Annotated in this window: 11 protein-coding genes; 1 reads left to right on the forward strand and 10 read right to left on the reverse strand. The window is 59.4% G+C overall.

What is annotated here, in order from left to right:
• Positions 1 to 31: 31 nt before the first annotated feature.
• The 5 genes from ACRQ1B_RS19620 to ACRQ1B_RS19640 all read right to left on the reverse strand — a co-directional run bounded on the left by ACRQ1B_RS19620 (position 32) and on the right by ACRQ1B_RS19640 (position 6,214).
• The gene (locus ACRQ1B_RS19620; protein WP_432295674.1) at positions 32 to 2,041 is read right to left on the reverse strand and encodes an aldo/keto reductase; all 2,010 of its coding nucleotides are present in this window, start codon (positions 2,039 to 2,041) and stop codon (positions 32 to 34) included.
• Between the two features lie 45 nt (positions 2,042 to 2,086).
• Positions 2,087 to 3,169, reverse strand: coding sequence for an ABC transporter ATP-binding protein (locus ACRQ1B_RS19625; RefSeq protein ID WP_432295675.1), 1,083 nt, complete (start codon positions 3,167 to 3,169; stop codon positions 2,087 to 2,089).
• A gap of 11 nt (positions 3,170 to 3,180) precedes the next feature.
• A complete protein-coding gene (locus ACRQ1B_RS19630; RefSeq protein ID WP_432295676.1) occupies positions 3,181 to 4,017 on the reverse strand; it encodes a carbohydrate ABC transporter permease in 837 nt (278 codons plus the stop codon).
• Positions 4,014 to 4,874 carry a carbohydrate ABC transporter permease gene (locus tag ACRQ1B_RS19635; RefSeq protein WP_432295677.1) on the reverse strand — a complete coding sequence of 287 codons (861 nt, stop codon included), beginning with the start codon at positions 4,872 to 4,874 and terminating at the stop codon, positions 4,014 to 4,016. Before ACRQ1B_RS19635 ends, ACRQ1B_RS19630 begins: the two co-directional genes overlap by 4 nt.
• Before the next feature lie 65 nt (positions 4,875 to 4,939).
• Complete coding sequence (locus tag ACRQ1B_RS19640) at positions 4,940 to 6,214, reverse strand: extracellular solute-binding protein (RefSeq protein WP_432295678.1); 1,275 nt, start codon at positions 6,212 to 6,214, stop codon at positions 4,940 to 4,942.
• A gap of 86 nt (positions 6,215 to 6,300) precedes the next feature.
• Between ACRQ1B_RS19640 and ACRQ1B_RS19645 the strand changes: the two genes are divergently transcribed.
• Positions 6,301 to 7,191: a helix-turn-helix domain-containing protein gene (locus ACRQ1B_RS19645; protein ID WP_432295679.1), complete on the forward strand. Its 891-nt coding sequence runs from the start codon at positions 6,301 to 6,303 to the stop codon at positions 7,189 to 7,191.
• A 15-nt stretch (positions 7,192 to 7,206) separates the two neighbouring features.
• Here ACRQ1B_RS19645 and ACRQ1B_RS19650 read toward each other — a convergent pair whose 3' ends face one another.
• The 5 genes from ACRQ1B_RS19650 to ACRQ1B_RS19670 all read right to left on the reverse strand — a co-directional run bounded on the left by ACRQ1B_RS19650 (position 7,207) and on the right by ACRQ1B_RS19670 (position 14,636).
• On the reverse strand, positions 7,207 to 8,583 hold the full coding sequence (locus ACRQ1B_RS19650) for an alpha-glucosidase/alpha-galactosidase (protein ID WP_432295680.1): 1,377 nt from the start codon (positions 8,581 to 8,583) through the stop codon (positions 7,207 to 7,209).
• Between the two features lie 31 nt (positions 8,584 to 8,614).
• Entirely contained in the window at positions 8,615 to 10,282 is a 1,668-nt protein-coding gene (locus tag ACRQ1B_RS19655) for an ABC transporter ATP-binding protein (protein ID WP_432295681.1), read from the reverse strand.
• A gap of 14 nt (positions 10,283 to 10,296) precedes the next feature.
• Complete coding sequence (locus tag ACRQ1B_RS19660) at positions 10,297 to 11,427, reverse strand: ABC transporter permease (RefSeq protein ID WP_432295682.1); 1,131 nt, start codon at positions 11,425 to 11,427, stop codon at positions 10,297 to 10,299.
• A gap of 1 nt (position 11,428) precedes the next feature.
• On the reverse strand, positions 11,429 to 12,436 hold the full coding sequence (locus ACRQ1B_RS19665) for an ABC transporter permease (protein WP_432295683.1): 1,008 nt from the start codon (positions 12,434 to 12,436) through the stop codon (positions 11,429 to 11,431).
• A gap of 100 nt (positions 12,437 to 12,536) precedes the next feature.
• A complete protein-coding gene (locus ACRQ1B_RS19670; RefSeq protein WP_432295684.1) occupies positions 12,537 to 14,636 on the reverse strand; it encodes an ABC transporter substrate-binding protein in 2,100 nt (699 codons plus the stop codon).

Consider the following 14,636-nt stretch of genomic DNA (forward strand, 5'->3'; position numbering starts at 1 on the left):
GGCAGGAAGGAAAGGATGCCGTCGAGTGGCTTCAGCTTCCTCGCTCGAGCCAACGAACCTCGTCTGTGGTCAAGGCAATCTCCAGCGCCGAAAGGCTGTCCTCCAACTCGCCGACCGTACGCGGCCCGATCAGAGGAATGACCGGGAACGGCTGCGCGATGACATAGGCAAGCGCAATATGGATCGGGCTCACACCGCGTTTGTTCGCCAGTTCGATCGCCCGGTCGCGACGCTCGAAATTGCTGTCGGAATACCAGCACCGCACGATTTCCTCGTCGTCCCGTTTGTCGCGCCCTGCCCGGTCGGTAAAAAAGCCGCGTCCCTGGCTGGACCATGCGAAATTCGGGATCTGCCGCGCGTTCAGCCACTTCTTCCATTCCGCCGTCGATGATGTAACGCAGCCCGGCCAGATCGGATCGAGCATTTCCGCCAGTGCAAAATTGTTGGAAAGGGCGGCGGGTGCCGCCTTGCCGTTCTTGGCCGCATAGTCGATGGCCGCATCCAGACGTTCGCGCGTCCAGTTGGAGCCGCCATAGATGCCGCGGATACGGCCGCGTTTCACTTCCGCATCGATGGCATCGACAAATTCGCCGATCGGGATATCCGGATTGTCGCGGTGCATGAAATAGACATCGAGATAATCCGTCTTCAGCCGCTCCAGAGAGTGGTCGAGCTGTTTTGAAATCACGTCCGGATAGCAGAGTGGCGAGTGGGCGCCCTTTCCGATCAGCACGATCTCCTCACGCGGCACTTGGCGGCTTGTGTGCCAATCTCCAAAAATGCTTTCGGTTTTTCCCGCGCCGTAAACGAAGGCCGTGTCGAACAGGTTTCCGCCCGCCTCGTAAAAAGCGTCCAAAGTCAGCGAGGCGGAGGCGAAATTCGGGAAAAATTCGAAACCGAGCGCGACGACCGAAGCCGGTTTCGCGACGCCGGGGATTTGCCGTTTCGGCATGCTGTTTCCGGCCACGACCTTTGCGCCAGCAATATTTTCCGTGCGCTTCGCTGCCTTTTCGATCCCGTATTCCAGACCGACAGAGGCACGCCAGCGATCCAGCACACGCAGATTGGCCAGCGTTTCGGCCGCATTCATGCCCGGATAGGCAAACGTCTTTTCACCGGCACGGATGGCAGCCGTCACGGCATCCACCTCGAAAGAGTAAAGATGCCGGTTTTCCGTGACTTCGATCACCTCGCGCTCATCGCCTCTGACAATCTCGATTTTTCCGGTGCCGCCTTTGCGACCGCCAGCAAACCAGAAATCCTTGACCTCGATTCGCCCCTTGGAGCCGATGATGCGCAGCGTATTGTCCTGGTTCGCCATGATCGAGCACGAAACTTCGGCCACGATACCGTTTTCGAACTTCAGGACGGCGGACGCCCATTCGTCGACACCCGACTGGCCAAGATGCGCGGCACCGGCAACGCTTACCGGTTCGGCATAGGATGTGCCGCTGACGGCACCTGCCAAAAGCCGCACCATCGAAACCGGATAACCGCCGACATCCAAAATGCCGCCGCCTGCGAGATCGTTGGAAAACAGCCGGTGCTCGGGCCGGAAACTCCCCATGTCGAAACCAAAACTGGAGCGGATCAAGCGGACATCGCCGACAACGCCCTGTTTCACCAACTCGATCAGCCGTGCCGTCTGCGGGTGGAAGATGTACATAAAGGCTTCGCCGACGAACACGCCGGCTTTTTGGGCCTCGTAAAAGATCACGTCGGCATCATAGGCCGAAACTGCGATCGGCTTTTCCACGAGCACATGTTTGCCCGCCCGCACGGCCTTGATCGCCCATTCGGCATGGCCCGTATGCGGCGTGGCGATATAGATCGCGTCGACATCGGGATCGGCAAGCAGAGCTTCGTACCCATCAACGATACGGGCACCGGGAAAATCATCGCCAAGCCCCGGCTTTTCGGGATTGCGGCTGGCAATGGCCGCAAGCGTGCCAGTGGACGATCCGGCGATGCCCTCGACAAAGGTTTTGGCGATGGTGCCGGGACCGATAATACCCCAGCGGATTTTTTGCTCTGCACTCATGGCATGTCCTTTTCAGTCAGTCTTGGGAATTGAAAACAGCAGAAATCAGCGAAGGCGCTGGCCATCCGCATCGAACAGGAAGCAGCGTTTGGCCGGCAGGCCGATAGTGAGGGTTTTACCGGCGCCCGAATGGCGCGATTCCGGTCGCTCAACGATCAGCGGTTCATCGGAAACGGCGGCGTAAACGTAGCTGGTATGGCCGAGATGTTCGGCGACATCGACATCCACCGTCAGATCGGCGTCGCCGGTACCGGCATCGACAAAATGTTCGGGACGGATGCCCATAATGACGGATGAGCCGATTTCCGGGCGGCTGGAGATCGGCAGCATCAGCCTGACACCCGGATCGGCAGCCAGCGCCACCGTGACATCATCCGATGTGGCTGCCTCGATCTTCGCCTTCAAGAAATTCATTTTTGGCGAGCCGACAAATCCGGCAACAAACTGGTTGGCGGGATCGTCATAAAGATCGAGCGGAGCGCCCACCTGCTCGATGCGCCCGGCGCGCAGCACAACGATCTTGTCGGCCAGCGTCATCGCCTCGGTCTGGTCGTGGGTGACGTAGATCATCGTCGTGCCCAGCTGCTTGTGCAGTTTTGAAATCTCCACGCGCATCTGCACCCGCAGTTCCGCATCGAGGTTGGAGAGCGGCTCATCGAACAGAAACACCTGCGGTTCGCGCACGATGGCGCGACCGATGGCGACACGCTGGCGCTGGCCGCCGGACAGTTGGCCGGGACGCCGATCCATCAACTCGTTGATCTGCAGGATATCGGCTGCGTGCGCCACGCGACGCTCGGTGTCCGCCTTCGGATTGCCGTTCATCGTCAGGCCAAAGGACAGGTTCTTTCGCACCGTCATGTGCGGATAAAGCGCATAGGACTGGAACACCATGGCGATATGCCGTTCCGACGGTTCGACATCGTTGACGACAGTGCCGCCGATGGCAATCTCGCCGCCCGAAATATCCTCCAGTCCGGCGATCATGCGCAGAAGGGTCGATTTTCCGCAGCCGGAAGGGCCGACGAACACGACGAACTCGCCGTCTTCTATCTCGAGATCGGCGCCATGGATGACCTGCAAGGCACCGAAACGCTTGGTGACATTTTTGAGGGTGAGCCCGGCCATGAAGCCTCCGATTACTTGACTGCGCCGGCGGTGATGCCGGAAATGAAATGACGCTGAAGGAAGATGAAAACGAAGAGGATCGGCGCCGTCAGCAACACCGCGCCTGCCATGATGCCGCCCCAGGAAACCTTGGTGAGGCCGATCAGCGTGCCGAGCGCCACAGGCGCGGTCATCATGCCCGGCTTTGAGTTGACCAGCAGCGGCCAGAGATAGTTGTTCCACGAGGCGAGGAAGAGGATGATCGACAGCGCCGCCATGGTCGGTCGCGCAAGCGGCAGGGCGATGTGCAGAAAGATGCGCCATTCCTTGACGCCCTCGACCCGCGCGGCATCGAACAGTTCCGACGGCATCATAGAAAATGCCTGCCGCATGAACAAAACGCCGAGCGAATTGAACAGCGGCGGCACGATCAGCGCCACCCAGGTATTGGCGAGCTTGAACTCACGCGCCACCATGATGAACTGTGGGATGACGACGACGGCGAAGGGCAGCGTGATCGTGCCGAGAATGATGGCGATGACGACGGAGCGTCCGGCGAACCGGTAGCGCGCCAGGGCCCAGCCGGCCATCGAGGTCAGCATCACCGACAGGATTGTATAGATGACCGCGACGGTAATCGAGATGAACATCGCCCGCAAAAAGTCCGTATCGGCCTGCAGGTTCTTGAAATTATCAATAAACTGCGTCGATGGGACGAGCACGATATCGGGGCTGAAAATGCCGTAATCCGACATGGTCGAGAACACGAACATCATCCACAGCGGAAACAGCCAGACGATTGCGAGTGGCGTGAGTGCGGCATGCAGCGCCACTCGGCGCATCAGCAGAGAACGGGATTTCGATCTCATTTCGCCTCCCTCCCGAAAAACAGATTGAGCAGCGAAATGGCGACGGCCAATGCCGCGATCGTATAGGCGATTGCCGAGGCGTAGCCGAAATTGAGCGAGGTAAAGCCCTGGCGATAAAGCAGCAGGCCCAGCGTTTCGGTGGCCCCACCCGGCCCGCCGCGATTGGTGATGAGGAAAGGCTCAGTAAACAGCTGCATCGTGCCGATGACGGACAGGACGATGCAGAACAGGATGATGGGTTTCAGGAGCGGCAGGGTGATGTGAAAGAATTGCTGAACCTTGCCGACACGGTCGAGCGTCGCCGCCTCATAGACATCGCCGGGAATGGATTGCAGGCCCGCCAGAATGATGATGGCGTTGTAACCCGCCCAGCGCCAGGTGACCGCCATGATCAGCAGCGCCATCGCCGCCGTGCCGTTGTCGAACCATGAGACCGGCGCTAAACCGACAGTGCCGATGATCTTGTTGATGATGCCGAAATCGGCACTGAACATCAGGCGGAAGACGGCGGCGTAAGCCACCTCGCCCACGACGACCGGGGCGAAAAAGGCAAACCGATACAGCGGCCGCGCCTTCAGGAGCGGCGAGTTCAAAAGCACCGCCATAACGGTTGCAAGCGCGATCATCACCGGCACCTGAATGACGAGAATGATCAGCGTGTTGTAAAGCGCATTATAGAAGGCCGGATCGCCGACCAGCCGCCCCCAGTTCATCGAGGGGGCGAACCGCCACGGATTAACACGGGTATTCTGGAACGAGATCAGGAACGAACTGATGATCGGCCACAACCAGAAGGTGGCGAAAATCAAAAGGTAAGGGGCCAGGAACGCATAGGCGATCCTGCTCTGCATACGCATGGCATCCTCCAGTCATCGTCGGCGGGGAGTTTTGGGCCGGACAGCGGACTGCCCGGCCCGATTGCTCATTCCGCGATGGGAAGGCCGGTGGCCGTTTCGATCTGCTTGGCGGCATCGTCGAGTGCCGTCTTGGCATCCGGGTAACCGTTGGCGAAATATTTCGCCTGCACCGCCTTGTAGACACCATCCGCATCCGCCTGGAATGCGGTGCCACGCGCCGGCTTGATTTTTGGCAGGGTGGAAAGGATATCCGTCCATACCGCCTGATCACCCCAATAGGCCTGCTTTTCCTTGACGAACGGATCGTCTATCGCCGACAGAAGCGACGGCACGAGACCAAAGGATTTCAGCATCGAGACCTGACCTTCATTGGTGGTCAGAGCGTATTCCACGAACTTGAAGGCGGCCTCCTTGTTTTCGGAAACCTCGCTGATGGCGAGCGACGAGCCACCGAGATTGGCGGCGCGAGGACCGTCCGCCGTCAGGCTCGGCATCGGATAGACACCCCATTTGCCGGCAAGGTCGGGGGAACCGGAGCGGATCGTGCCCTCATACCAGGCGCCAAAAACCTGGCTGGCTGTGCGGCCGGCCGTGTTCGCCTGGATCTTTTCGTCCCAGATGGCGGCGGTGATGATGCCGGCATCCTTCATCTGTTTGATCTTGTCTAGCGTGGCGACGCAAGCCGGCTGGTTGATGGTGATCGCTTGACCATCGGTCGAAAAGTAACCGCAGCCCTGCTCATTGGCGAGCATGCGGAACCATTCGCTGTCGCCATTAAAATCGGCCTGCGCCATCACCGTGCCGGGGTTGGCCGCCATGACTTTCTTGCCTGCGCTAAGAAAATCGTCCCAGGTCGTGATCGTCGCCGGATCAACGCCTGCCTTCTCGTAGAAATCACGGCGATAGAAGACCGTGACCGGCCCGGAATCCCATGGCATCGAATAGGCCGCGCCATCGACCTCAAGTTCGGTCCGTTTGAATTCGGGGAAAAGCGCCTGCATTTCCGGCGTGTAGCCGAGCGCCGTCAGGTCGGTGAAGCAATCCGGAAAACGGTTCCAGAACAGTTCTGCTTCAAAATTCTCGATGGTGACGATATCCGGCAGGCCATCACCACCGGCCGCACAGGCAGCCAGTGACTTGTCAAAAACCTGATCGTTGCCGAGATCCTGAACTGTCACCTTGATATCGGGGTATTTCTTGTTGAACCCCTCCAGGGTGGATTTCAGTGCCGAAGCGGCAACGTTCCAGCTCCAGATGGTAATTTCCGTCGATTGCGCGGCGGCCGGCCCGGTTGCCAGAAGAGCAAACGATACCGTCGCGCCAAGAAACCTGTAGCCCATTGAAAACCTCCCTTTTTCAATTGCTGTTCCTCCACGAACATGAGCAGATTACCGATTGACGGCATCCTGTCTCGTTAGAAGGGAATGTGGACTTGGCGAAAAGTAAGATCGGCGAGAATGCGTTCTATCAGCCCGGCGCCAGCAGCATCGAGGGCATGCCCACGACGCTGCAGTTCTTCCATGGCCATCCGCGCGTCATGCTGCGGCCTCACTGGCACGCGCAGGTGGAGGTCAATTACATCATGCGCGGCCATGTGCATTACCGCATGGGCGGGCATGAACTGACACTCTCGGCTGGGCAAATGGGCATTTTCTGGGGCGGACAGCCGCACCGGATGGACGAGTCTTCACGGGATTCGATTTATGCGGGCGCACATCTGCCGCTTGTGCATTTTTTCCGCATGCGTCTGCCGGCGGCCGTCTCCGCCATGCTCATGGGCGGCGCGACCATGTTGACCTCGCAGACAGACGCTGCCGATCGGGAAAATTTTCCGCGCTGGTTTCGTTATGTCACTTCGGGAGAAGAGATGAAGGCGCAGCATGCGGTGGAGGAACTGCTTTTGCGTGTCGAGCGAATGTTCATGGAGCCTTACGCAACCATCTCATCCGATCACGTGCGGGTTGCGGCCACGGAGACCGGCGCGCCCTCGCCCGCCGTCGCAAAAATGTGCGATTTCATCGCCGCCAATTTTCTCGAAGAAATCGATGCGACCGACATTGCCGAGGCGGCAAGACTGCATCCCAAATACGCAATGAACCTGTTTCGCAAATCGACCGGCATGACGCTGATCAAATATCTGACGCTGCTCAGGCTTTCGCATGCGCAGGCGAAGCTGATGCATAGCGGCGACAGCATTCTGCAGGTGGCGATGGACAGCGGTTTCGGGTCGGTCAGCGCCTTCAACAAGGCGTTTCGCTCCACCGCCGGCATGCCGCCCTCGGATTTCCGCCGCGACACACGTGCCGCGGCGGTTTGAGACGAGCCGGTTGGGTCAGCTCGCCTTTGCCTGCCGGACGGGCGCGCTCTGCGTCCATGTCGGCAGCCAGTCGCGATGTGCCGTCAACAGGTCTTCGGTCAGCGACCAGATCTGGTCGAGATCGAGTTCGGCGGCGGTATGCGGGTCCATCATCGCGGCGTGGAAAATATGCTCGCGGTTTTCCGTCATCAGTGCCTGAACCGTCAGTTCCTGCACGTTGATGTTGGTGCGCATCAGCGCCGTCAGCTGTGGCGGCAGATCGCCGACAAATGTCGGCTGGATGCCGTTGTGGTCGACAAGGCAAGCCACTTCGGCAGCGCAGTTGAAGGGCAGCGAAGTGATGCAGCCATTGTTGCGCTGGTTGCCGTAGATCACCGAGGGTTCGCCGGTCCAGACCGAGTTGATGATCGAGGAGGCATATTCCTTCGACTGCTTGACCTCGATCTTTTCGGCCGAGCGATAGGCATCCGCCTGGTTCTTCCATTTCTCGATCTGCTCAATGCAGCGTTTTGGATATTCATCGAGCGGGATGCCGAATTTCTCGATCAGGTCCTCGCGACCTTCCTTGATGAAATAGGGCGTATATTCGGCAAAATGCTCCGAACTTTCGGTGACGAAATACCCGAGCCGCGTCAGCATTTCGTACCGCACCTTGTTGGGGCAACGCGGGTTCCAGGTGGGTTTTGGCGCTTTGCCTTCGCGGTAACCGCGCAACAGGTCCGGATAGAGATCGCGATAGCTGCCGTCCTTCTGGCGATGCTCGAATTCGAGATAGAACGCCATGTGGTTGATACCGGCCGAGCGATAGCGGATTTCCTCGTAAGGGATATCCAGATCGTGCGCGAGTTCCATCGCCGTGCCCTGCACCGAGTGGCAAAGCCCCACCTGCCGGATGGTCGGATATTTTTCGGCGATCGCCCAGGTGTTGATCGCCATCGGGTTCACATATTGCAGCATGATCGCATTCGGGCAGACGGCGAGCATGTCCTCGCAGATCTTCCACAGATGCGGCACGGTGCGAAGCCCGCGCATGATGCCGCCGACACCGAGCGTATCGGCAATCGTCTGGCGCAGGCCGTATTTTTTCGGCAGTTCGAAATCGGTGACCGTGCAGGGTTCGTAACCGCCGATCTGGAAGGCGACGACAACGAAATCGGCATTGGCCAACGCCTTGCGCTGATCGTTGAACGTCTCCGCCGTCGCTTTTACGCCCAACGTCGAAATCAGCTTGTTGACGACGATGGCGCTTTCTTCCAGCCGCTGCGGGTTGATGTCCATCAGCGCGATATGCGCTTCAGCCAGCGCCGGCCGCTGCAGCACGTCGCCGATGATGTTTTTCATGAACACCGTCGAACCGGCGCCGATGAATGTGATTTTGGGATGTCCTGCCATATGTTCCTCCAACAATGTGTTCGTCCGGCAATCAAGCGAATTCGAAAGCGGCCTTCACCAGCCGCTGCGTATATTCGGTTTTCGGTTTGGAAAGGACGTCTTCGACCGGCCCCTCCTCGACGATGCGGCCGTTCTGCATGACGATGACGCGGTGGCAGAGTGCCCGCACCACTTTCAGGTCATGGCTGATGAAGAGGTAGCTGAGGCCACGTTCGTCCTGCAGTTTTCGCAGCAGCTCGATGATCTGCGCCTGAACGGACAGGTCGAGCGCCGAAGTCGGCTCGTCGAGCAGGATGAATTCCGGCTCCAGCGCCACGGCGCGGGCAATGGCGATACGCTGCCGCTGGCCGCCGGAAAATTCATGCGGGAAACGCGACAGGATGTTGGTCGGCATGCCCGCTGCATCGAGCGCATCGCGCACGCGTGCCAGCCGTTCTGCCTTGGTCCTGCCGAGCCCGTTGACGACAAGGCCTTCATCGATGATCTGGCCGATCGTCATGCGCGGGTTGAGAGAGGAAAATGGGTCCTGAAACACGATCTGCATTTTCGCCCGCAGTGGTCGCATCTGGGCGCGCGAATGGGCATCGATGCGTTCGCCGTCAAAGGTGATTTCGGCAGCACTCGGCTGGTTGAGACGCAAAAGCGACTGGCCGAACGTGGTCTTGCCGGAACCGGATTCACCCACCAGCCCCAGCGTTTCATGACGGCGCAGCGTCAGGCCCAGGCTGTCGACCGCCACCAGCTCACGCAGGTCCGGCTTGAAGACGCCGCCATGGCGCATCATGAACGATACCCGCACCCCACTCGCCGAGAGCAGCACCCCGGCATCCGCCGGCAGCGGCCCGGCATTGCCATGCGGCTCGGAAGCCAGCAGTTTTTTCGTATAGGGATGGCGCGGATCGGCAAAGATGCGTTCCGCCGTGTTGTGCTCACGCATTTCCCCGTGCTGCATGACATAAACGTAATCGGAAAACTTCTTCACGATCGTCAAGTCATGAGTGATCAGCACCACCGCCATGCCGCGCTGTTTCTGCAGATTGCGGATGAGGTTGAGGATCTGCGCCTGCACGGTCACGTCGAGCGCCGTGGTCGGCTCGTCGGCGATCAGCACATCTGGATCGTTGGAAAGCGCCATGGCGATCATGACACGCTGGCGCTGGCCGCCGGAAAGCTGGTGCGGATATTGTTTCAGTCGCGCTTCCGGCTCAGGAATCTGCACCTGTTTCAGAAGATCGAGCGCCTTGGCCTCGGCCTGTTTGCGGTTGACCCGGTTATGCGCGCGAATGGCTTCGACGATCTGGCTGCCGATCGTATAAAGCGGGTTGAGAGAACTCATCGGCTCCTGAAAGATCATCGAGATGCGGTTACCGCGCAGGGCACGGCGAGCACGCGGCGAAAATTTCAGGATATTGTCGCCGTTGAAACCGACCGTCGCCTTCGGTGAGATGGTCGCTCGTTTCGACAGCAGCCCCATCACGGTGCGTGCGGTGACGGATTTGCCGGAACCGGATTCACCGACGATGGCGATGGTTTCGCCACGGTAGAGCTGGAAGGAAATATCCTTCACCGCTTCCACCGTGCCATGCTCCACCTTGAAGGTGACGCCGACATTGCGGGCATCGATGATCGGTGTTCCCTTCAGCGCATCATGATCGAAACGGTCGAGCGGCGCGTAATTGTTGACGATTGCGAGAGCCATGTTCTGTCCTCCGCTCAATAGGGATCGACCGCATCGCGCAGACCGTCACCCAGCGCGTTGAACGCAAAGACGGTGACCAGCACGAAGCCGACGGGGGCGAGGATCCACGGATAGGATCCGATGACGGAATAGGTGGATGTGTCCTGCAGCATCAGGCCCCAGGAGATCAGCGGCGGCTTGACCGCGAAACCGAGGAAGCCGAGGAAGGATTCCAGGAGCACGACGCTCGGGATGTGCAGCGTGACGGAAACGATGACGTGGCTCATCACGTTGGGCAGAATGTGCTGAAAGATGATACGACGATCGGTGGCACCGACGGCAATGGCCGCGCGCACATAATCGATACGGGCGAGCGCCATCGACTTGCCGCGCACTTCTCGCGACATCTGCGCCCAGCCGAGCGCCGACATGACCACCACCACAAAGGTGAGGAACACATGAGTTGGCGCCGTAACCGGGATCAGGGAGGTGAGCGCGAGATAAAGCGGCAATTGCGGAAAGGCCAGCACGACTTCGACGAAACGCTGGATCCAGGTATCGGCGACACCGCCGAAATAACCCGAGACCAAGCCCACCGTGGTGCCGATGACCGTGACGATAAAAACGACGCTCAGCGCGATGGCAAGCGAGATACGCGACCCGTGAATGGCGCGCGACAGCACGTCGCGACCGAACTTGTCGGTGCCGAGAAAATGCACGGGCTGGCCGTCGGTGGCGCCAAAAAAATGGCGGTCCATCGGGATGAGGCCAAAGAGGTTGTATTCCGCGCCCTTCACGAAGAAACCGAGATAATGCGGATTATCGTAATCCGGGCCCACGATCGGCTGGAAAGTGACGGGGTCAAGCTCCTCGGTTTCGGCTGTGGCATAGACCCGCGGAAAGAGGCTGAACGCGCCTTCCTTGTCGGTGAAACTGATGGCCTGCGGTGGTGCGAAACTCGCATGGGTTTCCATCGGATCCATCGGCGCGAAAAAGTTGGCGAAGATGGCGGTGAGGAACAGCAGGCCGACAAGGATCAGCCCGAGCATGCCGGTGACGGAGCGGCGGAAACGCCGCCAGACCAGCGCGACATAACTTTCATTGACCTGCTGCGGCTCAGTAGCCGGCTTGATCATCTTGGTGGTGGTTTGATCGATGGCGGTCATCTCACGCCCTCCCGAATTCGCGAACGCGCGGGTCGAGCAAGGCGAGCATCATGTCGGCGATGATATTGCCGATGATGAGCGTTGCCGCGAGCACCATCATGAAGGTTGCGGTGACATAAACGTCACCCACCGCCATGGAGCCGACAATGGCGGGACCGACAGTCGGCAGCGAAAAGATGATGGCGGTCTCGATTTCACCCGACAGCATGTAGGGAAGGACGACGCCCTGATACATGACGAGTGGATGCACGGCATTCGGCACCGCATGGCGCATGATGACAGCCCCTTCCGACAGTCCCTTGGCACGCGCCGTCTCGACATATTGCGCGTTCAGTGTATCGAGCAGATTGCCGCGCATGACGCGCATGTTGTAGGCGAGCCCGCCGAACACGGCGATGGCGACCACCGGCCAGACATGGCTGACAAGATCGACGAACTTCGCCCAGGACCAGGGCGCGCCGCCATATTGCGGCGAGAAGAAACTGCCGATCTCCGACACGTCGTAATGGAAGACCATGAAATAGACGAGCACCAGCGCCATCAGGAAGCGCGGGATGGTCATGCCGAGGAAGGAGACGACCGACAGCAGATTGTCGATCCAGGAATATTGGCGGGTTGCCGCCCAGATGCCGAAGCCGATGCCGAACAGCGACGCAAGAATATGGCAGACGACAGCCAGGGCCAACGTGCGCGGCAGGCGTTCACCCACCACTTCGGCCACCGGCTTGTTGTAATAGAAACTGTAGCCGAAATCGCCGCGCGTCAGGATCCCGCTGATCCAGTTGAAATACTGCACCACCATCGGCTGATCGAGACCATGCTCGATACGATAGGCCTGGGCCTGCGCTTGCGCCTGTTCGAAGGATGCCCCGCCTTGGTTCATCAGCTGCGAGCGAATGTAATCGGCATAGTCACCGGGTGGGGCCTGAATGATGGCGAATGTCACCACGCTCAGGATCAGCAGGACCGGTATCGCGGAGCCGATGCGGGTCAACAGAAATCTCAACATTTCCGTCTCTCTCCTTTCAGCGGGCGCGTAACAGGCACCCGGATTGTCGTCCTCTCCGGCCGCGCTTCACGCGCGACCGGGACTTCTTCTGGGAGGGAGATTACTGGGTCGGGCCCTTGTCCGGGCCTTTGTCGCCCGGTTTGCCGGGCAGCTGTTCGGCAAACAGCTCGTATTTGCCCTGTTTGTCGGTCGCCACCCACATGCGTTCGCGGATGATGGCGTCTTCGGCCCAGTTGAACATGTTGATCGGCGTGCCGGCTGGAACGTTGGAGAAGCGCTTGTTGATGATCAACGCACCCGGATATTCCGTCAGGCCGATCGTGTAGAGATTTTCGGTGTAGAGTTTCTGGTACCGCTTCATAAGCTCCGCCTTTTCGGCATTGTCCTGCGATGCGGTAAACTTGTTCACGACCTCGACCATTTCAGCCTCGAAAGGCATCATGTCGACCGGCTTGCCTTCCGGCGCGCGGTGGTTCCAGCTGGTGCGCGGGCCAACCGGCGCCAGCTGTTCGGTGTTCTGCACCACGGAAAACAGTTCGGTGCTGTTGCGGCGCACCGCCCAGTCGAACTGGCCGCCGTAATGTTTGGCGTCGCGCTGGTTGGAATCGAGTGCATTGAGAACAATGCGGATGCCGAGCTTGGCCATCTGGCCTACCAGCCCTTCGGCAAGGCTTTTGTCGGTCGCGTAACCATTGTTGACCAGAAGCACGATCTCGACATTCTTGCCGCCCGCAGTCCCCGCCGGAAAATTGACGAAACCGTCATTGTCGGTATCGACCAGCCCGATCGTCTTCAGCGCCGCCTTGGCCTCCTCCAGATTAAAGGGGTAATAGACGGTGGATGCGCGATCGTAAAAACTCGTGCCGGAAGAAAGCCCGCCCGGATAGATGGCGGTAAATGGCCCTTTCACCAGCGAGTCGCCGACCGCCTTGCGATCGATCGCCGACGTGATCGCCTTGCGGAATTCCGGGTTGCGGTTGAGTTCGCGGATCGCCTGGCCGCGTTCATCCGGATTGCCCCAGCCGTTGGCAGAAAAGTTCATCAGGAGATTGTAGCCGGTGAGGCGCGGGCCGAAGGCAAGACGCGCCGGCGCGTTTTCATCCGCCGCACGCTTCAGCGAAGCGACAAAGTTTTCCGGCTGCTCGAGATTGGAAAGGTCGCCGGAGCCGGCAACCGCCTGCACGTCACGGTCAGCCCAGGTCGAGAGCTTGTAGTGAAGCTCGTTGATGTAAGGCAGCTGCTGGCCTTTCTCGTCGACCTTCCAGTAATAGGGGTTGCGACGCAGCACGATAATATCGTCGGAGCGATAGCTGACCGGCACCCAGGCGCCCATGACCGGCATGTTCATGTATTCCGGCGGGAAGGCATTTTTGAACTGGTTATAGGTGTTCGACGAATATTTGGGATGTTTCGGTTTCAGGAGATGCGACGGGCCGGGGCAGAAGGTCGGGTAGGCCATCGTGTAGAGATACTGTTTTGGAAAGGCCGCCTTGAACGTCCACTCGACGGTGTAATCGTCGATCTTCTTGAGAGTCGTGCCCTCGCCAAAGGCTTCCGGCGATGCACCGCCGCCGAGCGGCGAAACCTGCGGGTCGATGACAGCATCTTCCCAGTAAAACATCACGTCATCGGCGTTGAAGGCTTCGCCATCCGACCATTTGGCGCCCTTGACCAGATGCATGGTGAGCTTGTGACCGTCCTCGGACCATTCCCAGCTCTTGGCGAGATTGGGCAGCGGCTCGGTATCGGCGGCATTGACCTGAAACAGCGGTGCGGTGCGCGTCAGGCATTCGGACAGCGCGATATCGATGCCGCCCCAGCCCTGGCTCTGGCCGGCAATATAGTTCCAGCCTTCGGGCCGCCCGCCGACCACATGGCGCATCGTGTCACCATAAACACCGACGCCATCCGGCATGTTTCCGGTCTTGTAGACCAGCGGCTCTTCCGGCAGGCGATCCTTCAGCGGCGGCAGCTTGCCGGTCTTTTCGAACTTTTCCGCCACCCAATCCGGCTGGCTGTATTGCGGCAGCGCCTTGAATTCGAGAATGGAATCGCGCGGCACATAGGTGACCTTGCCTTCTGCCGGAAACTTTGGCGGTTCCGGCGGCGTGGTCGGCTCGAACGCGTGAGCGCTTACTGCGATGAACGAAACGCCGAGGCTGAGCGCGGCAATGGTCGAAATTCTGGTCTGAAACGGCAT

Origin of the sequence: Endobacterium panacihumi (assembly GCF_050847465.1) — a bacterium.
GTDB classification, from domain to species: domain Bacteria; phylum Pseudomonadota; class Alphaproteobacteria; order Rhizobiales; family Rhizobiaceae; genus Neorhizobium; species Neorhizobium panacihumi.

Bases quoted from the DNA above. Each gene is read 5' to 3' on its own strand.
- ACRQ1B_RS19620 (WP_432295674.1), bottom strand. From the start codon at position 2,041: ATGAGTGCAGAGCAAAAAATCCGCTGGGGTATTATCGGTCCCGGCACC.
- ACRQ1B_RS19665 (WP_432295683.1), bottom strand. From the start codon at position 12,436: ATGTTGAGATTTCTGTTGACCCGCATCGGCTCCGCGATACCGGTCCTG.
- ACRQ1B_RS19640 (WP_432295678.1), bottom strand. From the start codon at position 6,214: ATGGGCTACAGGTTTCTTGGCGCGACGGTATCGTTTGCTCTTCTGGCA.
- ACRQ1B_RS19650 (WP_432295680.1), bottom strand. From the start codon at position 8,583: ATGGCAGGACATCCCAAAATCACATTCATCGGCGCCGGTTCGACGGTG.
- ACRQ1B_RS19630 (WP_432295676.1), bottom strand. From the start codon at position 4,017: ATGAGATCGAAATCCCGTTCTCTGCTGATGCGCCGAGTGGCGCTGCAT.
- ACRQ1B_RS19625 (WP_432295675.1), bottom strand. From the start codon at position 3,169: ATGGCCGGGCTCACCCTCAAAAATGTCACCAAGCGTTTCGGTGCCTTG.
- ACRQ1B_RS19655 (WP_432295681.1), bottom strand. From the start codon at position 10,282: ATGGCTCTCGCAATCGTCAACAATTACGCGCCGCTCGACCGTTTCGAT.
- ACRQ1B_RS19670 (WP_432295684.1), bottom strand. From the start codon at position 14,636: ATGCCGTTTCAGACCAGAATTTCGACCATTGCCGCGCTCAGCCTCGGC.
- ACRQ1B_RS19660 (WP_432295682.1), bottom strand. From the start codon at position 11,427: ATGACCGCCATCGATCAAACCACCACCAAGATGATCAAGCCGGCTACT.
- ACRQ1B_RS19635 (WP_432295677.1), bottom strand. From the start codon at position 4,874: ATGCGTATGCAGAGCAGGATCGCCTATGCGTTCCTGGCCCCTTACCTT.